The following is a 22,341-nucleotide window of genomic DNA, read 5'->3' on the forward strand; positions in this document are numbered from 1 at the left end:
ATCCCGAATCCCGAATCCCGAATCCCGAATCCCGAATCCCGAATCCCGAATCCCCGCCTCACCGGATCCGCACCGCCTCCAGCCGAGCCAGCTTGTCCGGATTGCGCATGATGAAGATGTCGCGCAGGCGATCGGCGTCGTCGTAACCGAAGCTGATCGCCGCCTCGATCTTGCCGTCGCGTTCCAGGATCACGCCGCGCGAGCCGTTGAGGTCGACGAACAGCCAACGGTCGTTGCGGCAGGCCGGGTGCAGTACGGCTTCGATGAAGCCCAGCACCGCGTCGCGGCCGTGCAGGGCTTCGGCCACGGCGGTGACCTTGCCGCCGCCGTCGGCGCGCAGGGCGATTTGTTCCGACAGCAGCGCCGCCAGCGGCGCGGTGCGGCCTTCGACCAGGGCGGCTTCGAACGCGGCCAACAGTTGTTCCTGCTGCTCGGCCGGAGTGACGTGGCGGACCTTGGATCGCTCCACGTGCTCGCGCGCGCGCTGCACCAGCTTGCGGCAGGCGGCTTCCTCGATGTCCAGGGTGCGGGCGACATCGTGGTAGGGCTGCTCGAAGATCTCGTACAGCAGATACGCGGCGCGCTCCTTCGGCGTCAGCCGTTCCAGCAGCAGCAAGAACGCGGTCGACAGCGACGAGGCCAGGGCCAGCTGTTGCTCGGGCTGGTCGGCGGCTTCGGTGTGGATGGGCTCGGGCAACCAGGAGCCGACGTAGTCGACCCGGCTGCGGTGGGCCGAGCGCAGCAGGTCGATGCAGCGCCGGGTGCAGGCGGTGGTCAGCCACGCCGCCGGGTTGTCGATCTCGTTGCGATCGGTGTGCTGCCATTTGAGGAACGTGTCCTGCACCGCGTCCTCGGCGTCGGCGCGCGAGCCGAGGATGCGGTAGGCCAGGCCGGTCAGCATCGGCGCGGTCTGGGCGAACAGGCGGTGGTCGTCGGTGGCGGTCATGATCGATTCCTGGGAACGGCGCCGATGATAGCCAGCGCGACGGCCGCTGCCGACGCCTTCGCACGCGCGCTGCCGGGGATGCGGCGTGTCGCGTTCAATGCTTGGAGACCTGCAGGCGGTTCCACAGGTTGATCATGCCGACCAATGCGGTCAGCGCGCCGATCTGGGCGTCGTCGTAATGCGCGCGCAATTCCGTGCGCAACGCGGTGTAGTCGCTGCGTTCCTCGATCCGGGTCAGCGCTTCGGTCCAGGCCAGGGCGGCGCGCTCGGCCGGGCTGAAGTCGCCGACGTGGCGCCAGACGGTCAGGTGGTCCAGGCGAACCTGGGTTTCGCCGTCGGCGCGCGCTTCGCGCAAGTGCATCTTGATGCAGAACGCGCAGCCGTTGAGTTGCGAGGCGCGCAGCTGGATCAGATGGTAGATCGCCCGCGGCAGGCCGCGCTGGTCGATGGCCGCTTGCACGCTGCCGTGAATGGCGCCCAGCTGGCTCAGGATCTCGGGGATTTCGCGTTCGTACTTGACGGCGTGGGTCTGGCTCATGGCGGGGCTCCGGTGGGATTCAGTGGACTGGTACCGGTTCGACGATCCACCCCGCCCGCGTGTGACATCCCCACCGGAAAAATATTCCGCCCCTTTCCAAGCGCCCGCGATGCCCCCGTAGGAGCGGCGTGAGCCGCGACCAACCGAAGCGGTGTACGCGAGCGCAGTCCGCCGAAGTCGAGAACGCCAGGCGCTGGCATCCGGCCATCGGGCTGGGCTCCGGAAGCGGGCGTGGCACCCCATCGCTTCGGTTGGTCGCGGCTTGCGCCGCTCCTACCCCAGGACGGCATAACGATTTCGGTGGTCGATGATGAACACGGGGCGTTCTGTGCATCTCCTGTCGCGGCTCACGCCGCTCCTACAGGCGAAGCATGCTCGTACGAATCCCCAATCCCCAATCCCCAATCCCCAAAACTCAAATCACCCGCAAGGTAATCGCCTTCAACACCGCGCGGGTGCGATCGCGGGTGTCGAGCTTTTCCAGGATCGTCGAGACGTAGTTCTTGACCGTGCCCTCGGCCAGGAACATGGCGCGGGCGATTTCCTTGTTGGAGTAGCCGCCGGCCATCAGTCGCAGCACCGAGACCTCGCGTTCGCTGAACAAGGCGCGCGGGGCGTCGTCGGCGTGGTAGCGGTAGCGGGCCCGCACCGGTTCGGTGCTGACCGGCTGCAGCAGGGTTTCGCCGCCGGCGACCCGGGCGATCGCGTCGCGCAGGTCTTCCGGCGCGGCGTCCTTGAGCAGGAAGCCTTGCGCGCCGGCTTCGGTCGCGCGCAGCAGCAGGTCGCTGTCGTCGAAGGTGGTCAGCAACAGCACCGGGGTCGCGTCGCCGCGCTCGCGCAGCCGCCGCAGGGCGTCGATGCCGTCCAGGCCGGGCATGCGGATGTCGCTGAGGATCACGTCGACCGGCGTGTCGGCGAGGCGGTCGAGCAAGGCCTGGCCGTCGTCGGCCTCGAACGCGATCTGCAGGCCCAGGCGTTCGAGCAAGGCGCGCAGGCCGGCGCGGACCAGCATCTGATCGTCGGCCAGGGCCAGCCGGATCGGCGCGCGCTGCATGGTGGGAGTCATATCGGCAGCTCCGCCTCGATGCGCAGCGCGCCGCGCGCGTTGGTGGCCAGTTGCAGGCGGCCGCCCAGCGCGGCGATGCGTTCGCGCATGCCGGTCAGGCCGTTGCCCTCGCGCAGCGCGCCGCGCACCCGGCCGTCGTCTTCGATCGCCACCCGCAAGCGGTCCGGTTCGGCGCGGATCTCGACCCGCACCCGTTCGGCGTCGGCATGGCGCGCGCTGTTGGTCAGCGCCTCTTGCACCAGCCGCAGCAGAGTCTCGGCCAGGGCCGGGTCGGTCAGGTGCAGGCGCGGATCGATGTCCAGCTCCAGCGTCGGCTTCGGCAGCGGTGCGGCGAGCGCGCGCAAGGCGGTCGCCAAGTCCAGCCCGCGCGCATCGCGCAGCGCCTGGACCACGTTGCGGATGTCGCCCAGCAGTTCGCCGGCCAGTCGCTGGGCCAGCTGCACTTCACGGCGTTGGCCGAGCTCGGGTTCGGCGGCGAGCGCGCGCAGGTTCAAGGTCATCGCGGTGAGCGTGTGCCCGGCGACGTCGTGCAGCTCGCGTGCGACCCGCAGGCGCTCGGCGTCGCGCGCGCTGTCGGCGAGCAGGGCGCGGGTGGCGAGCAGGTCGGCATTGACCAGGGCCAGACGGTCGCGGGTCTGCTCGGCGCTGCGCGCGTAGTGCGCGACCAGCGCGGCGAAGCTCTGGAAGCCGGCGAAGATCAGGGTGACGATGAAGGGCGCGCCGTGGCCGGCGTGGCGCAGGATCAGGTACAGGGCCAGGTTGAGCAGCAGCGCGATCAGCAGCACCGGTCGCGGCGGCAGGGCCAGGGCCAGGTGCGCGGCGACGATCACCAGCAAGGCCGGCGCGGTGCCGCCGGTCGGCGCCAGCCAGCTCACCGCCAGCGCGCTCAGGCATTCCGGCACGAACAGCCACGCCCGCCAGCGCGGCCGCGACGGCGGCAGCAGGTCGTGGCCGAGGAAGCAGGCCAGGAACAGCGCCATCGCCAGCCATTGCGCACCGCGTTCGGCATCGTTGTCGTAGCGCAGCGACAGCAGCACCGCCAGCCAGGTCAGCACGGCGGGCAGGTTCAGGGGTTGCAGCAGCGAGCGCAGACGGCCGGGCATGGCCGGATGCTGCGCGTCGCGTCGCGCGCAGGCAATGGCCGCGACGCAGAAAGTGACTTCCGGCAGGGTCGATTGCCGACTCCTGGCCCCTGTGCCGGTGCGGGCCGCGGCGCAGCATGGCGATGCGCCCACTGGCATCGCCGGGCGCCTTACCGGAGCCGCCGCCATGTTGTCCGTTTACGATTGGATCAAGACCCTGCACATCGCCGTCGGCGTGATCGCGCTGATCGGTTTCTGGAGCGCCGGCCTGGCGCGCAAGGGCAGTCCCCTGCATCGTCGCGCCGGGCAGATCTTCCTGTCGGCGATGACCGGCATCCTGATCACCGGCGTGCCGATGGCGGCCTACAAGCTCGAGCAAGGCCATCCCGTCACCGCCGCCTTTCTCGGCTATCTGCTGGTCATCACCGCGACCGGCGTGTGGACCGGTTGGCGTGCGATCGCCGACAAGCGCGACGTGCGCCGCTACACCGGGCCGGCGTACGTGGCCCTGGCGGGCTTGTCGCTGCTGTCGGGTGCGGCGATCCTGGCGCTGGGCCTGCGCGTCGGCGCGCCGCTGCTGACCGGCTTCTCCAGCATCGGGCTGTTCATCGGCGCCGATCTGCTGCTCAAGCGCCTGCGCCGCGAGCGCTTGGCCGCGCGGCCGCGCTGGTGGCTGATCGAGCACTACACCGCGATGATCGGCAACGGCATCGCCACCCACATCGCCTTCCTCGGCATCGGCCTGCCGCGGCTGTTTCCGGCGATCGACGGCGCCGCCCTGCACTACGCGGCCTGGTTCGGCCCGCTGGCGGTCGCGATCGGCGCCAAGCTCTGGTTCGACCGCCGTTGGCGCGCGCCGCAGGCGACGGCGATGCGAACGCAAGCGCAGACCGGTTGAACTGCGACCTGGATGCGAAAATCACAGCCGCGACGAAAAAGAAAGTGTCGCCGGTTGAGGGCCGGCGACGCGCTCGGATTGCAACCGCGCCCCGCATGCGCGCATCCGATCGGATAACTCCTAGCGGAAACCGCTCCATGACCGACCGCCGCCCCCAGCCCCGCGCTGCCGTCTTCCGCCGCGCCGCATTGTCCCTGGCCCTGATCGCCGGCGTCGGCGCGGTCCACGCCGCCGAACCGGCCCCGGCCGCCGATCCGGCGCGCTGCCACGCCGGCGCCTATCGCCTGGACGACGGCCGCGTGGTCGACATCGGCGCGGTCGCCACGCCCGGCACGCTGCGCTGGCGCCTGATGGACGGCCGCACCGGCAAGCTGACCCAGCGCGATGGCGCCTGGACCAGCACCCGCGGCTGGACCGATCGGCCCGACGGAGTCGCGGTGTCGTTCGGCGACTGCGCGCAGGGCCGCATCCGCTACGACGGCCACGCCGGCCGGAAGCTGCGCTTCGACATCCGCGAGACCCGCTTCCAGGGCAACGGCGTCGAGCTGCGCGGCCGCCTGGTGCTGCCGGAAGGGCGCGACAAGGTGCCGCTGGTGGTGCTGGTGCACGGGTCCGAGAACTACTCGGGGGTCGACCTGTACCACCTGCAGAATCTGTTCCCGGCCAACGGCGTCGGCGTGTTCGTTTACGACAAGCGCGGCACCGGCGGCTCGACCGGCAAGTACAACCAGAATTTCTATCAACTGTCCGACGACGCCGCGGCGGCGCTGCGCGAGGCCAAGCGTCTGGCCGGCGCGCGCGCCGGCCGCACCGGCTTCCAGGGCGGCAGCCAGGGCGGCTGGGTCGCGCCGCTGGCGGCGAGCAAGGAGCCGCAGGCCGAGTTCGTCGTGGTCGGCTTCGGTCTGGCCGACGGCGTGCTGGCCGAAGACCGCGACCAGGTCGCGATGGACCTGCGCGCGGCCGGCTTCGGCGATGCCGACACCCTGGCCAAGGCGCGCGAAGTCTCCGACGTCACCGGACTGATCGCCTCCAGCGACGGCCAGCGCGGCTGGGACGAACTGGCCGCGCTGCGCGCCAAGTACGGCGAGCAGCCGTGGTGGAAGGCGCTGAAGGGCGAATACACCGGCCTGGTGATCAACAAGACCCGCGCCGAAGTGCTGGCCGAGCTGGCCAAGCAGGACGTCGACGTGAGCTGGGACTACGACCCGATGCCGGTGCTGCGCGGGCTGCGCGCGCCGCAGCTGTGGATCGTCGGCGGTTCCGACCTGGAAGCGCCGTCGGACGAAACCCAGAAGCGCCTGGTCGGCCTGGCCGGCGAGGGCCGGCCGATCACCACCGCGGTGTTTCCGGCCGCCGACCACGGCATGCTGGAGTTCGACGTCGACGCCAAGGGCGAGCGCCAGCACACCCGGGTCGCCGACGGCTACTTCCGCATGCAGCTGGACTGGATCAAGCGCGGCGCGCTGGATCATGCCCCGTACGGATCGGCGCAGGTGCTGGCGCAGCCGAAGTGATCGCCTCTGCTCGACGTCCGTCGCCCGCATGGCGGCGGACTTCGGGGCGATGCCTGGATGAAGCTCTGGGTCCGCGCTTTCGCGGGGAGGACGGTAGGGGAGGCGCGGCGGTCTTCCACCCATAACCGAGGTGGCCGTGGGCGTCGCCGCGTCGCCTTCGACCGTCGTCCCCACGAAAGCGCGGATCCACAGGCTTCGGCGCACCGTTGCGATGCGGGCCGACGCGATGCGATCCGCGCCGGAAAAAGCCGCACTGCGACCCTCATTGCAATTCGGCGACCGCGCTCATGCCGTGTCGCCATGACGAGGTTCCGCATCGTCCGCGCCGATTTACGAACCGGTAACCGCCGCTTTACGCAGCGACGTACGCGATCCACTAGAACGGAGCCTCCTCACATACGAGCGGGGGCGGCATGCGCATCACCATCGTCGGAGCGGGTTTCAGCGGCAGCGCCTTGGCGCGCGAACTGGTCGGACAGGCGGGGCCGGGCGTGGAGCTGTGCCTGGTCGGCATCGGCGAGAGCTACGGCCGCGGCGTGGCTTACGGCGAAGCGCGCCCGGAGCACCTGCTCAACGTGCGCGCCAGCGAACTGGGCGCGACACCCGACCATCCCGGCGGCTTCGCCGACTGGCTCAACCTCACCGATCGCGCGCGCAGCAGCTATCTGCCGCGGTTGTTGTACGGCGAATACCTGCATGCGCAGCTGCAGGCCGCGCTGGCCGGCAGTGCGGCGGCGTTCAACCAGATCCGTCAGGAAGCGGTGGCGGTGGAACGCGCGGCCTCGGGTTTCCGCATCCACCTCGCCGACGGCAGCGATTTCCTCAGCGACAAGGTCGTGCTCGCGGTCGGCGCGCTGCCGCCGCAGCCGCTGGCGGGCGTCGGGCCGAGGTTGGCGATCCATTCCAGTTACCTGGGCTGGCCATGGCAGGACGGTGCCATCGATGCGATCGACCCGGACGCGCGCCTGCTGATCGTCGGCACCGGCCTGACCATGGCCGACGTGGTCGTGACCTTGCACCGCCGCGGCCACCGCGGTCCGATCGTCGCTTTGTCGCGGCACGGCCTGCTGCCGCGAGCCCACGGCGAGTACCCGCCGCCGCCGATCGCCTTGCCGCCGACGGTGCTGCAGGCGCTGCAAACGCACGCACCGCGCGCACTGTCGCGCGCGCTGCGCAGTCTGATGCCGGTGGTCGACGACTGGCGCAGTCTGGTCGACGCGCTGCGTCCGCACCTGCAGGCGTTCTGGCGCGGCATGCCCTTGGCGCAGCGCGGCAGCTTCCTGCGTCACCTGCGTTCGTACTGGGAGGCGGCACGCCATCGGATCGCGCCGCAACTGGCCGAGGAACTGCTGCGCCTGCGCGAACACGGCCGCCTGCGCATCCGCGCCGGCCGCCTGGTGCGCGCGCGCCGCGGCGCCGATTCGGTCGACGTGCTGATCCGCGAGCGCGGCGACGACGCCCTGCTGCAGGAGCGTTACGACGTGCTGATCCGCGCCACCGGCCTGGACACCGACATCGAGCGCACCACCCACCCCTTGATCGCGCACCTGCGCGAATCGGGCCTGGTCGCGGCCGACCCGCTGGGTCTGGGGCTGCGCGCCTCCGACCGCTTCGAAGTCCTGGACGCCCAGGGCGGCGCGGTGAGGGGCTTGTACGCGATCGGCCCTTTGCTGCGCGCGCAGCGTTGGGAGATCACCGCGGTGCCGGAGTTGCGCCAAGCGGCTCGCGAACTGGCCGGCGAGTTGCTGGCGACCGCCTCGATCGCGCGCGCCGGCGCGAAGCCTTTGGCCGTGGCCGGCTGACGCCATGCCGCCACATCGCGCCGCCGTCCGCCTGTAGGAGCGGCGTAAGCCGCGACCAGCGCAGCGGTGGTCGCGAGCGCAGTGGCCGAAGACGGTCATGCGGTATCGGCGAACAAAATCGTAGCGCTGGCCTCGATGACGGACAGGGCGCGATGTCGCTTCGGCGGTCGCGGCTTACGCCGCTCCTACAAGGAGCGGTTCATGTCGCTGGGAAACGCGGCGGGATCGCTACGCTCAGACGTCCCCGTCCGCCAGCCAGCCCTCGCCGGTGCCGCGGTTGAACACGCGGTCGTCGGGCAGCACCTCGCCGGCCGGGATCGAGTCCTGCCGGGCCAGGCGTTCGTAGATCGGGGTGAAGTCCGGGGTCGTCGCCTGCATCAGCTGTTCGAAGCTGTCGATGACGAAGTAGGTCTTCTGGAAAGTGTCGATGCGGTAGCGGGTGCGCATGATCCGCTCCAGATCGAAGCCGATCCGGTTCGGCGCGTTCGATTCCAGGCAGTGGATCGATTCGCTCTTGGACGAGACGATGCCGCTGCCGTAGATGCGCAGTCCGTCGGCCTGTCGGATCAGGCCGAATTCGACCGTGTACCAGTACAGCCGGGTCAGGTGCACCAGCGCTTCGGGGTTGATGCCGTGCGCTTTCACCCCGCCGCGGCCGTAGGCCTGCATGTAGTCGGCGAACACCGGGTTCATCAGCAGCGGCACGTGGCCGAACAGGTCGTGGAACAGGTCCGGTTCGGACAAGTAGTCGATTTGGTCGGCGCGGCGGATCCACCAGGTCACAGGGAAGCGGCGGTTGGCCAGGTGATCGAAAAAGGTCAATTCGGGCAGCAGACCTTCGACGCCGACCAGCTCCCAGCCGGTGTGTGCGCGCAGTACCCGGTTGAGGTCGTCGAACTTCGGGATTCGGTCGGGGCTCATGTGCATGGCGCGCTGGGCGGCCAGGAACTCGTCGCTGGCGCGGCCGACCAGCACCTGCTGCTGGCGCTCGAACAACTGCGCCCACACCGCATGGTCCTGGCTCGAATACGAAGCCCACGGCTGCTCGACCACGGCGGTGGTATAGACCGGGACGTAGCCCTTGTCGGTGAGCTGGTGTTCGACGCGCTGCGGGGTGGACTGAGTGGCCATGGAACGCTCCGTACGTCCCGAAGGGGACGCTACGACTGTAACCGTGGGTCGGCGCAATAGGTTTGCGTTGTTGCGCGCTGTGGCGGGATTGGCGCAATATCGTTGCGTCAATCAGCCGAAGGGCGCAGCGAATGGCCACGATCGAACTGGACCGCACCGACATCGTGCTGCTCGCCGAGCTGCAGCGCGAAGGCCGCCTGACCAATGCCGAGTTGGCCGAGCGCGTGCACCTGTCGGCCTCGGCCTGTCTGCGCCGGGTGCAGCGGCTGGAACGCGAGGGCGTGATCGCCGGCTACCGCGCCGAGGTCGATCCCGAGCGCCTGGGCCTGGGCCTGCAGGCCTTCGTGCGGGTGCGGCTGGGCCGCCACGACAGCGAGGCGGTGAACGCCTTCGCCGAATTCGTCGGCAGTTGGGACGAGGTGATCGCCTGTTATGCGCTGACCGGCGACATGGACTATCTGCTGCAGATCGTGGTGCGCGACCTCGACCACCTGTCGCGCTTCCTGCTCGATCGCCTGCTCAACCAGGCCGGCGGCGCCGACATCAATTCCAGCCTGGTGCTGCGCACGGTCAAATCCTTCCGCGGCCTGCCGCTGCCGGCGCGCTGAGCGCGTTTCAGGGGTCGCTCGCCGGGGCGTCCGGTTCGGGCTCTTCGGTGGCGGTGTCTTGCGGGGCCGCGGCCGGCGCCTGCGGCGGAAGCGCGGTCGGCGCCGGCGGCGCGAGCAAGTCGATGCGGCGGCCGTCGTCGAGTTCGACCTCGATGCGCGAGTAAGTCCAGCGGCCGTCGCTGCGTTCGCCGCGCAGATGCACCTCGGCCTCGCCCTTGGGGCCGCGCAGCGGGAACACCGCGTCGACTTCGCCGCGATCGTCGTTCATGTCGAAGCGGCCGCTGCGCATCCAGCCCGAATCCAGCGGCGTGCCGAGCGCGGCGATCACCGCCGGGTCGTTGCGCGCCAGGCCGGCGGCGTGGCGGAAGGGCTCGCCCGGCTTCATCAGCCCGCCCAGCCCGCCGAGGCCGAACACGACCAGGGCGCCCAGCATCAGCCCGGCCAACAGGATCAGGCTCAGGCAGCCGGTCGGCACCGCCCATTTCCAATGCCGGCTCCACCAGCCGGGGTTGGCGCTGTCGTTCATGCGATGGCTCCTTGCGTCGCGTCGTTAGCAGTGTGGCCGCATTCGCGCGCAGCGGCCAGTCGATGCGGCCCCGGTTCTGGGCGGACCGGGGAAATCAAGCGAGCTCACCCCCCTGCCTCCCATCGATCTGGCCGATCGCCGCCAGCGCCGCGGCGCGCGCGTGCAAGGCGGCGGTGTCGAAGCGCGGAACCGCGACGTCGTCCGGGCCGATCAGCAGGCCGATCTCGGTGCAGCCCAGGATCACGCCTTGCGCCCCCTGGGCGACCAGGCCGGCGATGATGGCCTGGTATTCGCGCCGCGACTCGTCGCGGATCCGGCCCAGGCACAGCTCGTCGTAGATGATCCGATGCACGCGCTCGCGCGCCTCGGCCTCGGGCACGATCACCTCCAGGCCGTGGCGTTCGGCCAAGCGGCGGCGATAGAAATCCTGCTCCATGGTGAAGCGCGTGCCGAGCAGGCCGACGCGGCTCAGCCCGGCGGCGCGGATCGCCGCGCCGGTGGGGTCGGCGATGTGCAGCAGCGGCAAGCCCGAAGCGGCTTCGATCGCGTCGGCGACCTTGTGCATGGTGTTGGTGCAGATCACCAGCAGTTGCGCGCCGCCGTCGCGCAGGCTGCAGGCGGCCCGGCCGAGCAGGGCGCCGGCCGCGACCCAGTCGCCGGCGTGCTGCAGGCGTTCGACTTCGGCGAAGTCGACGCTGTACAGCAGCAGGCGCGCCGAATGCAGGCCGCCGAGGCGTTCGCGCACGGTTTCGTTGATCTGACGGTAGTACGGCAGGGTCGATTCCCAGCTCATGCCGCCGAGCAGGCCGAGGGTCTTCATCGCGGTCGCAGTCATCGCCGCAGTATGTCACGCGCGATCGGCGCCGCCTTCGGCTACGGCGCGGCCGTTTTCGCGGCGGCGGCGGTCGTCGGCCGGGCGAAGCGCTCGGCGAAGAAATCGCCGCGGTTCCAGCGCGGCCGCTCCGGGTCGTCGGCGATCCGTTGGCCGATGCGCGCGTTGAGCCGCGCAAGGCGCGCCGCGTCGGCGTACTGGATCGGCTGGGAGACGTCGTCGCCGGGCTGGTGATAGCGCTCGCGCAGGAACTCGCGCAGCACCGCGCGGCCGTCGGTGCCGGCGGCTTGCGCCTGGATGCCGCCGGTCAGGTACACCGCGGGGATGCCGGCGCGGATGAAGGCGTACTGGTCGCTGCGGACGAACACGCTTTCTTCCGGGCTGGGGTCCGGACTCAGGCGCAGGCCGACCTCGCCGGCGGCGCGCTCGAGCGTCGCCTGCAGGCTGGAATGCTCGACCCCGACCGGCACCGCGTCGCGGGTCGGGGTCAGCAGCACCGGCATGTCCATATTGATGTTGGCGACGATCGAGTCGCGCGCCACGCTGGGGTGCGCGCCGAGCAGGCCCTTCTCTTCGCCGGTCGCCGCCAGGAACAGCAGCGAGCGCTGCGGCGGCGACGGCGCCCGCGCCAGCTGCTGCGCGGCTTCCAGCAGAATGGCCACGCCCAAGGCGTTGTCGAGTGCGCCGTTGTAGATCGCATCGCCGCGCACCGGCGCGCCGATGCCGACATGATCGAGATGAGCGCTGAACAATACGTGCTCGCGCGCCAGCGCCGGGTCGGCGCCGGGACGGCGCGCGACGACGTTGCGCGATTGCATCGGCGCGATCCGGGTCAGCGACGACAGCTCCAGCGTGCCCGGCAAGTCGTAACCGCGCAGGCTTTCTTCGCGCGCGTCGCGGAACACCTGGCGCGCGCTGCGGCCGCCGGCATCGAGCAACAACGGTGCCGCTGCGGCGCAGACGCTGGCGACGACCTGCAGTTGCGGAAACGTGTCCAGCGCGCGGCCGTCGGCGCCGCGCAGGCGCATGCCCGGCCGCGCCCAGTTCTGCGCGCTGCGCGCCCACGGCTGGCGCTGCTCCTCGTCCTCGCTGGCGACGATCACCGCGCCGACCGCGCCGCGCGCGACCAGGGCGGCGAACTTTTCCTGCATCGAGCTGTAGAACGCGCGCCGGTCGATGTCGAAACGCGCCGGCGCGCCGTGCAGCAGCACCGCGATCTTGCCGCGCAGATCGAGCCCGGCGAAGTCGTCGTAATCGAGTTCCGGCGCATGCACCGCCTGGCCGACGAACACCGCCGGCGCCGCCACCCGCGCCTGCGAACGGTCGAAGTCGAGTTGCGGCAGGAACTGTTCGCGGTACTTCAGCGCCACCGTCGCACCGGGCCGGTGCACGATCAGACTGCCGCCGCCGTCGACCCGCTGCGCGCGCAACAAGGGCACGCGTTGGAAATAGCCGCCGTCGTCGCCGGCCGGCTGCAGGCCGATCGCGCGCAGGCGCTGGGCGACGTAGAGCGCGGCCAGGTCGTAGCCGCGAGTGCCGGTTTCGCGGCCTTCGAGCAGGTCGTCGGCGAGAAAGCGCACGTCGGCCTCGATCCGCCGCGCATCGGCGCCGGGGGCAGTGTCGTGGACGTCCCGCGTCGGCAGCGGCGCGGTGCGCTGGCAGGCGGCCAGCAGGCACAGCGCCGCGGCCCAGGCCAGAGGCGACGACGACGGACGGACGGCCAGACGGCCGGAACGGAACCCACGGCGCATCGGATCCCCCACGGTCTCGAAGCGGTGCGCACCCGGCGGCGCGCCAATGCCGCCGACGCTAGCACCGTCGCGCGCGCGCCGCCACGGCCTGCGCCTGCGCCGCGCTGGGCGCGAAACGCGGCGAACCCGCATCGCGGTCGCAATCCGGCGCTGAGCGCGCGGTCGCAGCGTTGAGAGCGCGGATGAATGCGGTCGGATGGACGCATTCAGGCCGCGCCGACCGAGCCTCTTTCGCCGCCGGCGCCGCCGCCACGCTCACCGAATCTATAGGCCGGGCGACCATGCGCCCGCCGCGCCCGCGCCGTGCGTCCCAGAACCGAACATCCGCGGTCCGGGCCTGTCCGCAGCGGCGGAACCGGCGCGTTCACCCCTACGCCACCCCCCACCAAGGAGTCGATCATGCCTACGATCACCGCGCCCGTCGTCGCCGCTTACTGCGAAGGCCTGTTCTCCAAGACCGGCGGCAAGAGCTACATCGAAGGACTCAAGAACTCCAAGTTCAACACCGCGATCCTGGCGCTGGCGCACCCGCACTACCAGGACAAGTCGCCGCCGGCGCCGGACACCTACAAGGGCGATCTGTACTACAACGACACCGAAATCTTCGCCAACGGCAAGTACGTCGGCCCGGCCGAGTGGGTGCCGTTAGTCAATTCGCTGACCCAGGGCAAGACCGGGATCGAACGCGTCTGGTTGTCGATCGGCGGCGGCGGCGTGGGCGACTACGCCAACATCCAGAAGCTCATCGCCGAATACGGCATCAGCGAGAAGAACCCGCTGTACCAGAATCTGGTCGCGCTGAAGAAAACCTTCCCGGCGATCGAGGCGATCGACCTGGACGACGAGGAAATGCAGGACACCAAGCTGGTGGTCGAATTCAGCCGCATGCTCGGCAAGATCGGCTTCCACGTCACCTTCTGCCCCTACTACAACCCGGACTTCTGGGTCGGCTGCCTGGCCGAACTGGAGAAGACCGACCCCGGCCTGGTGATCGCGTTCAACCTGCAGTGCTATTCCGGCGGCGCCGGCAACGATCCGGACGACTGGATCCAGGCGCTGCGGCAGAAGCTCGGCGCCGGTTTCCCGGCCAGCTTCGTGATCCCCGGCGTGTCCACCGATTCGACCCCGAACCAGGTCCAGCAGCAGTACGCGCAATGGGCCAGCGACGGCATCGGCGGCGGCTTCCTGTGGACCTACGAATCGGCGGGCACGCAGGCCCCGGACTACGCCGCGGCGATCGCCACCGGCGTGGGCACGGCCGCGGCGTTGCGCGGTTCAGTCGAAGTAGAACGACGCCCCAACACCCCCCGTTAAATCGGGGCTGTTGCGGTCCAGGCCGACGTCGAAGGAGGCGTCGAGTTGCACCCGCGGGGTCGCCATCCAGGTGACCCCGCCGCCTGCGACCGAGGTGGTCGACGCGTGGTCGCTGCGCGACAGGCCGGCTTCGACATAGACCGCGGTGCGGTCGTTCAGCGCCAGGCTCAGGCTCGGCGACCAGGTCCAGGTGTCGACGCCGTCGCTGCGGTCGAGATTGACGTACAGCGCGCCGGCCAGGCGTTCGTCGAAGTCGTAGCCGAGCGTGGTGCCCAGCGTGTACTGGGTCGCGCCGTTGCTGAACTCGCGATCGCCGCTGGCGGCGGCGACGCCGGCCAGCACCGCCCACGAGAAGGCATCGTGCGAACTCGGCAGCGCCGCTTTCAGCGCCAGCCCGGTGTCGCCGGCGCCGTGGCGCGAGCGGCGCCCGTGCGCGTCGCGCTCGCGCAAGCGGTTGTAGGGCGAGCCCGACAACTGCAATTCGACCCGGTCGCTCAAGCCCAGGCGCAGATTGGTGTTGGCGCTGTACAGCGTGCGCCGCGCACCGCCGCCGCGGTCGCGCTCGAAATCCGGAAGGCCCTGTTCCCAGGCGAACGCGCCGCGCGGCAGGGTGGCGGTCGAGAAGGAAATGCCGGGACGGTCGAACGACGGCGTCGGCGTCGCTTCCTGCGCCAGCGCCGGCCACGCCATCGCGGCCAGCGCGACGGCGGCGAAGCCGGCCCTCATCGCGCGACCCAGCGGCCGCGCTGCATCTCGCAGGCTTGTTTGATCGCGGCGATCTGCTCCGGGCTGCGCTTGTAGTAATGGATCCGCGCCTGCGTGCCCATCGGCGACTCGCACACGCCGTTGGCGCCCGCCGGGCAGCTTTCGACCCGCCGCGCGGTCACCTGCCCGCCCATTTCGGCCAGCCCCGGCACGCTGCCGTTGCATTGCTGCTGCTGCACCTCTTCCGGCACCGGCTGATCGGTCTGGGTGCATTCGTTGACCGGCTGGCCCATCACTTGGCCTTCCAGCAGACAGGCGCTGCCGGCGTGGGCGAGCGGAGCGAGGGCGAACAGGGCGATACCGAACGAGATCGCAGCCGCGAGGACGCGAACCTGACGCATGACGGACTCCTTCGTCACAGGAGCGGGCAACGCCCGCGGTGCGCAGACCTTACTGCAGAACGCCGAGCGGCGCAGCGAGCACAGAGGCGATTTCCTCGCGGTCTCGGCGAGATGATCGCGATTGCGCGGCATCGATGCGTAGCGGTTCGCGGCTTTGATTGGCGTCGGCAGCGCTGCTTTCTCTGCGCGTCCCTTGTCGCGGCTCACGCCGCTCCTACAGGCGGCCGGCTTCGGGCGCGGCTACTCCTCCGGCTCGCGCCGCGGCGGAAACCGCAGCACGGTGCCGGTCTGCACGTCGCGCGGGTCGGGACGGTTCCACAGCACCGGCACGTCGCGCGGCTTGGGCGGTTCCAGTTCGTCGTTGAGCGGCGCCAGTTCGGCGTCTTCCTCGTCTTCCCAGCTGTAGCGCTTGCGCGGCGGCAGCGGGTCGCGCAGGCGGAAGGCGTAGGCGGCGATCACGCCGGCGACGGCGCCGCCGAGGTGGGCCTGCCAGGACACGCCGATCTCGCGCGGCAGCACGGTCAGCAGCATGCCGCCGTAGAGCAGGAAGGCGATCATCGCCGCGGCGATCGAGGGCCGGTCGCGGCGCAGCAGGCCCAGGGTCATGACCAGGAACATCAGGCCATGGGTGAGGCCGCTGGCGCCGAGGTGATAGCGGCCCGGTTCGCCGAGCAGCCACGCTCCCAGCCCCGAGCCGAGCCACAGCAGCGGCAGGGCGCGGATCGTCGCCTTGGGATAGACCGCGCCGGCCAGGCTGCCGAGCAGCAGCAGCGAGGTCGCGTTCGCCGCCAGGTGCTCGATCGAGCCGTGCAACAGCGGTGCGGTCAGCAGGCCGAGCAGGCCCGCCGCCGACCAGGGCTGGACGGTGAACGGGCGCGGGTCGAACAGGCCCTGGGCGCTGAACACCGCCGCCAGGACCAGGACGAAGGCCAGGCTGGCGTTGACCGCGCGCAGCAGGCGCGCGCGGTCGGCCTTGCGCTGGGCCGGGGTATCGGGAATCGGGGCGTCGGTGGGCAGGTGCATGGGACTCAGATTGGCACCGGCGGCGGGCAAAACAAGCCGGCCGCGGCGGGCTTCTTCGTCCCGCCGGCGGGATGGCGACGGCGGTCGTGCCGCGGGCGCCGTCCCGACGCGGCCGGGCGGCGGCGCCGGCCCGGTAGAATGGCGGGATGACTACCGAAATCCCCACCGTACGCCTCAAGAACGCCTGGAAGTCCACCCATCCCTGGATCTTCCAGCGCCTGGTCGACAAGCCCGCGCAACGGCCCAAGCCCGGAGCGATCGTCGACGTGGTCGGCGTCGACGGCGTCTGGATCGGCCGCGGCTTCTACAACGGCCATTCGCGCATCGCCCTGCGCATGCTGGAGAACGACCCCGACGTGGCCATCGACGCCGGTTGGTTCGCGCGCAAGATCGCCGCGGCGGTATCGCTGCGCCGCGACGTACTCAAGCTCGACCAGGTCAGCGACGCCTGGCGCGTGGTCCACAGCGAAGGCGACGGCATCAGCGGCCTGGTCGTGGACCGCTACGGCGACTTGCTGGTGGTCGAGTTCTTCAGCGCCGGCGCGTTCCGCCACCGCGAATGGATCTACGACGCGCTGCGCGCGCAGTTCCCGGGCTGCCGCTTCTACGCCTTCGCCGACGAACACGTGCAAAAGCAGGAAAGCTTCGACTTCCGCGGTACGGAAGCGGTGCCGCCGGCGATCATCACCGAGCACGGGATCAAGTTCCGCGCCGATCCGGCCGGTGCGCACAAGACCGGTTTCTTCGCCGACCAGCGCGAGAATCGCGAATGGCTGTCGCAGCAGGTCGCCGGCAAGCGCGTGCTCGACCTGTGCTGCAACACCGGCGGCTTCGGCGTCTACGCCAAGGTGCGCGGCGCCGAGGAAGTGGTCGGCGTGGACATCGACGCCGACGTGATCAACATCGCCAAGGGCAACGCCAAGCTCAACGGCGCGCACGTGAAGTTCGTCCAGGCCGACATCTTTCCCTACCTGCGCGACCTGGGTAACGCCGGCGAGCGCTACGACGTGGTGATCCTCGACCCGGCCAAGATGACCCGCGACCGCGAGCAGGTGATCGCGGCGCTGAAGAAGTATCTGGACATGAACAAGCTGGCGTTGAGCGTGGTCAAGCCGGGCGGCCTGTTCGCGACCTTCTCCTGCACCGGCCTGGTGTCGGAGGACCAGTTTCTCGACATGCTGCGCCGCGCCGCGTTCTACGCCGGGCGCACGGTGCAGGTGCTCAAGGTCGCCGGCGCCGGCGCCGATCATCCCTGGCTGGCGCAGGTGCCGGAGTCGCGCTACCTCAAGGCGGTGTTCTGCCGCGTGCTCGACTGAGCGCGGCCGGGCGAGCGCGGTGTCCGCAGCGCCGGCCGACGCCGGTCCGGCCGCCGCTGCCATTGTTCCCCTGCGATAGCGGGACGACGCCGGCGAATCGTCGCCGGTGCGGGACTAGCGCGGACGCATCGCGCGCGTGGGCAGGCTCAGCACGCTGGGGTGCTCCACCGCCTGCTCGATCTGCCGGGCGAACTGCTGGCACACCATGCCGCGCTGCGGCGTGTCCTTGATCCCGTCGTAGAAGCGGTCGGCTTCGTCGAAACCGACCTGGAACTCGGCCGCGATGTCCACCGCCTGGCCGGCCGGCAGGGCCGCGTTGGCGGTGTTCGCTTCGGCCTGGAACTTGCTCTTGTGCCGGCGCAGCAGGTCCGGGTCGAAGCCGCAGCGGGCGCCGAATCGATAACTCATGCCGGTCGCGCGGGCGACCGACGCGATGGCGCCCGCCGGGCCGTCGTCCGCGGCCAGTACGGGCGAGGCGGGCAGCAGCAGGCACAGCAGCAGCGCTGGCGATCTCATGGGACGTCCCTTGCGATGGCGATGGGGCGGGATTTTGCACCCAGGCCGGTCCGACGGTGCGACAGGGGCGGTCGCCGCTGTCGCATCGGGCAGGCTCAATCGCGCCACCACAGCACCGCCGGCGGGTCCTCCGGACGCAGCTGGCCGGCCCCTAGCAGCGTTTCCAGGCGCAGCCCCGCCAGGCGCAGGCTCAACGCCGTGGCGACTTCGCGGTAACCGGGCCAGTCGATCGGCAGTTCCAGGCGGTGCCCGGCTGCGGTGCCCAATTCGACGAACACCTGGCGCGTGCCGTCGGCGTCGATCGCGTACGCGTCGACGCCGTCGATCTCGTTCCAGCGGACGCCGTGGATCCGGCCGACGCCGTCGTCGCGCCAGACGCCGCGTGGGTCGGCGTACAGCCGTGGAGCATGGGGATTCATCGGCGGGCCGTCCTGATCGCGGCTACCGGGGGAGCGGCGGCCGGCCTTGCTCGAAGGGGAATTCCTGTTCGCTTCGATTTCATACCCGCGATCGGCGGCGGCGAAAGGGCGCCGCGGCCCGCCGATGCCGGGATTGCGATCCGCCTCACAAAAAAGCTCCAGCCCGGTGCGGGCGCACCGGGCCGGGAGCGGACACCAGGCGGCGTTCAGCGGGCAGCGCCGGCCAGACGGCCCGGGACGACGCTGGGTGCGGCCGCCGCCGGTGCCGCGGCGACGCGGCGGTTGGCCAGGATCACCCCGGCGAACACCAGCGCCACCGCCGGCACGAAGCTCCAGCCCAGGCGTTCGTCGAACAGCACCGCACCCCAGACCACGCCGGTCAGCGCGACCACATAGCCCAGCTGGCTGTAGGCGACGCTGTCGGCGATGCGCTGCAGGGCGGCGGCGGCGACGTTGGCGGCCAGGGTCACCAGCACCATCGCCAGCAGCAGCGGCCACACCGCGGCGACCTGCGCCGCGCTGCCCTGCAGTTCGGCGCCGGCCAGCAGCGGCAGCACCGCCAGCGCCTGGACCAGCATGGTGCCGGCGGTGGACATCGGCGCGCTTACGCCGGCCGGCCAGCGGCGGCTGCGGTAGACGTTGCCGATCGCCAGCAGCACCGGCACGCCCAGGGCCACGGTCAGGGCCAGGGCCTGCTCCGGTTCCACAGACTGCGCGCGCGGCACCAGCACCAGCAGCACCCCGGCCAGGCCGAGCACGGTGCCGGCCAGCGCGGTCGGGGTCGGCCAGCGGCGCTCGACCAGGGCGTTGAACAGCGAGGTGAACATCGGCGACAGGGTCACCAGCACGGTGAAGATGCCGGCCGGGATCCGCGCCAGCACCCAGTTGCCGAGCAAGGCCGAACCGGCGACCGCGATCGCGCCGGCGGTGGCGTAGAAGCGCAGCGCCGCCGGGTCCAGCGGCAGGCGCTGGCCGCGGGCGCGCAGCACGGCCAGGATCAGGCCGGCGGCGCCGGCGGTCTGCACGAAGGAAACGATGAACGGGTTCAGGCCGCTGCTCAGCAACAGCTTGCTGAGCACGAAGATGGCGCCGACCAGGCTGCCGGCGGTCAGGGTCAGAACGAGGCGCAGTGCGGTGGCATTCATGGCGGCGGGGGCAGGAGCAGTGAGGACGGGGGCCAGATTAGGCCGGAGCGGCGCGCGGATAATCGGCCCCGAAGTGGCTAGACTGTTTCCTCATGTCAACAATCGCCCCCAGCAAGCTGCCGGTGCCCGACCTCGCCGGCCTGCTCGCCTTCGTCCGCGTCGCCGAACTCGGCAGTTTCGTCCGTGCCGCCGACGCGCTGGGCCTGTCCAAGGCCGCGGTCAGCAAGCAGGTCTCGGCGCTGGAGCGCCGGCTCGGCGCCCAATTGCTGCACCGGACCACCCGCCGGTTGAGCCTGACCGAGGCCGGCCAGGCCTATCTGCGCCATGCCCAGGGCGCCTTCGCCGAGGCCCGCGCGGCCGAGGACGCGGTCGCCGGCACCCACGCCGCGCCGCAGGGCCGGCTGCGGGTGTCGGCGCCGATGACCTTCGGCGCGCTGCACGTGGCGCCGTGGCTGGCCGGGTTCCTGGCCCGTTATCCGCAAGTCGACCTGGATCTGCAGCTCGACGACCGCGAACACGACCTGGTCCAGGGCAGCTTCGACCTGGCGATCCGCCTGGGCCGGCTGGAAGCCTCCAGCCTGGTCGCGCGCGCCATCGCCTACAGCCGGGTCGTGGTGTGCGCGGCGCCGGCGTACCTGCAGCGCGCCGGCCGGCCGCAGCGCCCGGACGAACTCGGCGGCTACGACTGCCTGCATTTCACCCTGTCCGCCAGCGGCCGCACCTGGAGCTTCGCCCGCGACGGCGAGGTGGTGCGGGTGGCGCTGGGCGCGCGGCTGGACGCCAATTCCAGCCTGGCCTTGAAGGCGGCGGCGCTGGCCGGCGCCGGCATCGTGCGGGTGCCCGAGTTCGCGGTCGCACGCGAACTGGCCGAGGGCGCACTGGTGCAGGTGTTGCCGGATTGGGAGCTGCCGGGGCTGGATGTGCATGCGGTGATGCCGGAGCGGCGTTACGTGCCGGCCAAGGTGCGAGCCTTCGTCGAGCATCTGATCGACAGCTGGATGCACGGCGGCGGCTGGAGCGACGCACGTTCGCTCCAGCCGCGCCGGCCGGTCGCGCAAGGCGCGCAACGCGCGGAGGGGATCGAGCCCCAGGATTGATTCCTTCCGCCCTGGGGACGCACGCCGCGGGCGTCGCCGCAACTGCGCTGCCGGCCGCGCATCTCAGAAGCTGAGACTCATCTCGTTAGACTGGTGGCGAACAATCGCAATCGAATGTGGCAGGGACGCAGGGGGTCGAGCCTCTGGCTTGCTCCCTGCGCCCCTATTGACCGAGCGTCCCGATGCCCCTGACCGCCGCCCTCGTTTCCATCGCGTTCGCCGTGCTGATCGGCGCCGTCCTGGCCTGGCTGCTGGCCCGCGCCGGCGCTGCGCGCGCGCTGGAGACCGCGCGCGCTGAGCTCGGCGCGCAGTTGAACGCGGCCCAGCAGGAACGCGCCCAGCTGGCCGAGCGCGCCGCGCGCATCCCCGAACTGCAGGCGCGCCTGGACGAGCTGGAGCACCAGCGCGACGCGCTGGTGCGCGACAGCGGCGGCCTGCGCGAGAGCATCGGCCGCACCGCCGCCGAGCTGGAAAAGGAGCAGCAGACCCTGCAACGCCTGCGTCAGGACTACGACGCGCTGGAGCGCTCGCGCGACGAGATCGCCGCGCAGTCGCAGCAGCGTTCGGTCGAGCTGGAGCGGCTGTCGACCCAACTCGACGCCGAACGGCGCCAGGCGCAGGAAAAGATCGCCCAGCTGCGCGAGGTGCGCGAGGATCTGTCGGTCCAATTCAAGAACCTGGCCAACGACATCCTGGAAGAGAAGAGCAAGCGCTTCACCGAGCAGAACCGCAGCCACCTCGGTCAACTGCTCGACCCGTTGCAGCAGAAGCTGAGCGAGTTCCAGGCCAAGGTCGAAACCGTCTACGACCAGGAGACCCGCGACCGCACCGCGCTCGGCGAGCAGGTGCGCCAGCTGATGGCGCTCAATCAGTCGCTCAGCGAGGACGCCAAGAACCTCACCACCGCGCTCAAGGGCTCGAGCAAGACCCAGGGCGCCTGGGGCGAGCTGATCCTGGAGCGGGTGCTGGAATCGGCCGGGCTGCGCAAGGGCGAGGAATACGATGTGCAGGAAAGCCACGGCACCGAGGACGGCGAGCGCCGCCCGGACGTTACCGTGCACCTGCCGGAAGACCGGCACCTGGTCATCGACTCCAAGGTCTCGCTGACCGCGTACGAAGAGTTCGTCAACGCCGAGGACGAAGACTTGCGCGCGCGTGCGCTCAAGCGTCACATCGAATCGGTGCGCCAGCACATGCGAGGGCTGTCGGAGAAGCGCTACCAGGAGCTGTACGGCCTGCGTTCGCTGGATTTCGTGCTGATGTTCGTGCCGATCGAACCCGCTTTCATGCTCGCGGTGACCCACGACCGCAACCTGTTCATGGACGGCTGGCAGCGCAACGTGCTGATGGTGTCGCCGTCGACCCTGCTGTTCGTGGTGCGCACCGTCGCCCACCTGTGGCGGCAGGAGGCGCAGAACCGCAATGCGCAGGAGATCGCCAAGCGCGGCGCGCAGCTGTACGACCGCCTCAGCGCTTTCGTCGCCGATCTGGAAAAGGTCGGCGAGCGCATCGAGCAGGCCAAGGAAAGCTTCGATGCGGCGCGCGGCAAGCTGGCGCAGAACAAGGGCAACGTGATCCGCCAGGCGGAGATGCTGCGCGACCTGGGGGTGAAGCCGAATCGCGCCTTGCCGGCCGCTCTGGTCGAACTTTCGGCCGACGACGATGCGCCCGCCGGCGACGCGTCCGGCAACGGCCCGCCCAGCGACGGCCC

General features: G+C 70.7%; 22 protein-coding genes. 8 read left to right on the top strand and 14 right to left on the bottom strand.

Annotation, left to right across the window (positions count from 1 at the left end; genetic code table 11):
• Window positions 1-58: 58 nt before the first annotated feature.
• The 4 genes from sigJ to TX83_RS13515 all read right to left on the bottom strand — a co-directional run bounded on the left by sigJ (window position 59) and on the right by TX83_RS13515 (window position 3,791).
• Window positions 59-946 (bottom strand): RNA polymerase sigma factor SigJ, encoded by an 888-nt coding sequence (gene sigJ / locus TX83_RS13500; RefSeq protein ID WP_064748481.1) that lies wholly within the window; start codon window positions 944-946, stop codon window positions 59-61.
• Window positions 947-1,040: 94 nt separating this feature from the next.
• Window positions 1,041-1,484: a carboxymuconolactone decarboxylase family protein gene (locus TX83_RS13505; RefSeq protein WP_064748482.1), complete on the bottom strand. Its 444-nt coding sequence runs from the start codon at window positions 1,482-1,484 to the stop codon at window positions 1,041-1,043.
• 415 nt (window positions 1,485-1,899) lie between these two features.
• On the bottom strand, window positions 1,900-2,550 hold the full coding sequence (locus tag TX83_RS13510; RefSeq protein ID WP_064748483.1) for a response regulator transcription factor: 651 nt from the start codon (window positions 2,548-2,550) through the stop codon (window positions 1,900-1,902).
• Window positions 2,547-3,791: a sensor histidine kinase gene (locus TX83_RS13515; protein WP_428992567.1), complete on the bottom strand. Its 1,245-nt coding sequence runs from the start codon at window positions 3,789-3,791 to the stop codon at window positions 2,547-2,549. The genes TX83_RS13510 and TX83_RS13515 overlap by 4 nt, the downstream gene beginning before the upstream one ends.
• A 28-nt stretch (window positions 3,792-3,819) precedes the next feature.
• On the opposite strand from TX83_RS13515, the gene TX83_RS13520 reads away from it, so the two are divergent.
• The 3 genes from TX83_RS13520 (at window position 3,820) to TX83_RS13530 (ending at window position 7,846) form a co-directional block, all read left to right on the top strand.
• Window positions 3,820-4,530, top strand: coding sequence for a hypothetical protein (locus tag TX83_RS13520; RefSeq protein ID WP_064748485.1), 711 nt, complete (start codon window positions 3,820-3,822; stop codon window positions 4,528-4,530).
• Between the two features lie 137 nt (window positions 4,531-4,667).
• On the top strand, window positions 4,668-6,044 hold the full coding sequence (locus TX83_RS13525; protein ID WP_064748486.1) for an alpha/beta hydrolase family protein: 1,377 nt from the start codon (window positions 4,668-4,670) through the stop codon (window positions 6,042-6,044).
• A gap of 413 nt (window positions 6,045-6,457) precedes the next feature.
• Window positions 6,458-7,846 (top strand): FAD/NAD(P)-binding protein, encoded by a 1,389-nt coding sequence (locus TX83_RS13530; protein WP_064748487.1) that lies wholly within the window; start codon window positions 6,458-6,460, stop codon window positions 7,844-7,846.
• A gap of 234 nt (window positions 7,847-8,080) precedes the next feature.
• Here the strand turns inward: TX83_RS13530 and phhA are convergent, their stop codons facing one another.
• Window positions 8,081-8,977, bottom strand: coding sequence for a phenylalanine 4-monooxygenase (gene phhA / locus TX83_RS13535; protein WP_064748488.1), 897 nt, complete (start codon window positions 8,975-8,977; stop codon window positions 8,081-8,083).
• A gap of 131 nt (window positions 8,978-9,108) precedes the next feature.
• On the opposite strand from phhA, the gene TX83_RS13540 reads away from it, so the two are divergent.
• A complete protein-coding gene (locus TX83_RS13540; RefSeq protein ID WP_064748489.1) occupies window positions 9,109-9,585 on the top strand; it encodes an Lrp/AsnC family transcriptional regulator in 477 nt (158 codons plus the stop codon).
• Window positions 9,586-9,592: 7 nt separating this feature from the next.
• On the opposite strand, the gene TX83_RS13545 is transcribed toward TX83_RS13540, so the two are convergent.
• From TX83_RS13545 to TX83_RS13555, 3 genes are all read right to left on the bottom strand, one after another.
• Complete coding sequence (locus TX83_RS13545) at window positions 9,593-10,111, bottom strand: cytochrome c oxidase assembly factor Coa1 family protein (RefSeq protein WP_064748490.1); 519 nt, start codon at window positions 10,109-10,111, stop codon at window positions 9,593-9,595.
• 94 nt (window positions 10,112-10,205) lie between these two features.
• The gene (locus tag TX83_RS13550; protein ID WP_064748501.1) at window positions 10,206-10,931 is read right to left on the bottom strand and encodes an aspartate/glutamate racemase family protein; all 726 of its coding nucleotides are present in this window, start codon (window positions 10,929-10,931) and stop codon (window positions 10,206-10,208) included.
• A gap of 53 nt (window positions 10,932-10,984) precedes the next feature.
• Window positions 10,985-12,694 carry a M20/M25/M40 family metallo-hydrolase gene (locus TX83_RS13555; RefSeq protein WP_064748491.1) on the bottom strand — a complete coding sequence of 570 codons (1,710 nt, stop codon included), beginning with the start codon at window positions 12,692-12,694 and terminating at the stop codon, window positions 10,985-10,987.
• Window positions 12,695-13,093: 399 nt separating this feature from the next.
• On the opposite strand from TX83_RS13555, the gene TX83_RS13560 reads away from it, so the two are divergent.
• Window positions 13,094-14,008 (top strand): hypothetical protein, encoded by a 915-nt coding sequence (locus TX83_RS13560; RefSeq protein WP_064748492.1) that lies wholly within the window; start codon window positions 13,094-13,096, stop codon window positions 14,006-14,008.
• On the opposite strand, the gene TX83_RS13565 is transcribed toward TX83_RS13560, so the two are convergent.
• Genes TX83_RS13565 through TX83_RS13575 form a run of 3 tightly spaced genes read right to left on the bottom strand, consistent with a single transcriptional unit; the run spans window position 13,970 to window position 16,137 of the window.
• Window positions 13,970-14,734 carry a transporter gene (locus TX83_RS13565; RefSeq protein ID WP_064748493.1) on the bottom strand — a complete coding sequence of 255 codons (765 nt, stop codon included), beginning with the start codon at window positions 14,732-14,734 and terminating at the stop codon, window positions 13,970-13,972. The genes TX83_RS13560 and TX83_RS13565 overlap by 39 nt on opposite strands.
• Complete coding sequence (locus tag TX83_RS22830) at window positions 14,731-15,321, bottom strand: hypothetical protein (RefSeq protein ID WP_141233505.1); 591 nt, start codon at window positions 15,319-15,321, stop codon at window positions 14,731-14,733. The genes TX83_RS13565 and TX83_RS22830 overlap by 4 nt, the downstream gene beginning before the upstream one ends.
• A 33-nt stretch (window positions 15,322-15,354) precedes the next feature.
• Window positions 15,355-16,137, bottom strand: coding sequence for a rhomboid family intramembrane serine protease (locus TX83_RS13575; RefSeq protein ID WP_064748495.1), 783 nt, complete (start codon window positions 16,135-16,137; stop codon window positions 15,355-15,357).
• Between the two features lie 146 nt (window positions 16,138-16,283).
• Between TX83_RS13575 and TX83_RS13580 the strand changes: the two genes are divergently transcribed.
• Window positions 16,284-17,453: a class I SAM-dependent rRNA methyltransferase gene (locus TX83_RS13580; RefSeq protein WP_064748496.1), complete on the top strand. Its 1,170-nt coding sequence runs from the start codon at window positions 16,284-16,286 to the stop codon at window positions 17,451-17,453.
• 114 nt (window positions 17,454-17,567) lie between these two features.
• Here the strand turns inward: TX83_RS13580 and TX83_RS13585 are convergent, their stop codons facing one another.
• The 3 genes from TX83_RS13585 to TX83_RS13595 all read right to left on the bottom strand — a co-directional run bounded on the left by TX83_RS13585 (window position 17,568) and on the right by TX83_RS13595 (window position 19,533).
• Window positions 17,568-17,969 (bottom strand): hypothetical protein, encoded by a 402-nt coding sequence (locus tag TX83_RS13585; RefSeq protein ID WP_064748497.1) that lies wholly within the window; start codon window positions 17,967-17,969, stop codon window positions 17,568-17,570.
• Between the two features lie 95 nt (window positions 17,970-18,064).
• Window positions 18,065-18,388 carry a hypothetical protein gene (locus TX83_RS13590; protein ID WP_064748498.1) on the bottom strand — a complete coding sequence of 108 codons (324 nt, stop codon included), beginning with the start codon at window positions 18,386-18,388 and terminating at the stop codon, window positions 18,065-18,067.
• A gap of 206 nt (window positions 18,389-18,594) precedes the next feature.
• Entirely contained in the window at window positions 18,595-19,533 is a 939-nt protein-coding gene (locus TX83_RS13595; protein ID WP_064748499.1) for a DMT family transporter, read from the bottom strand.
• Between the two features lie 92 nt (window positions 19,534-19,625).
• Between TX83_RS13595 and TX83_RS13600 the strand changes: the two genes are divergently transcribed.
• Together TX83_RS13600 and rmuC are read left to right on the top strand one after the other, a co-directional pair.
• Window positions 19,626-20,630, top strand: coding sequence for a LysR family transcriptional regulator (locus TX83_RS13600; protein ID WP_079248222.1), 1,005 nt, complete (start codon window positions 19,626-19,628; stop codon window positions 20,628-20,630).
• A gap of 182 nt (window positions 20,631-20,812) precedes the next feature.
• The coding region (rmuC, locus tag TX83_RS13605) for a DNA recombination protein RmuC (protein ID WP_064748500.1) at window positions 20,813-22,341 on the top strand (1,529 nt) is incomplete at its 3' end.

The organism is Lysobacter antibioticus HS124, assembly GCF_000336385.2.
Taxonomy (GTDB): Bacteria; Pseudomonadota; Gammaproteobacteria; order Xanthomonadales; family Xanthomonadaceae; genus Lysobacter; species Lysobacter firmicutimachus.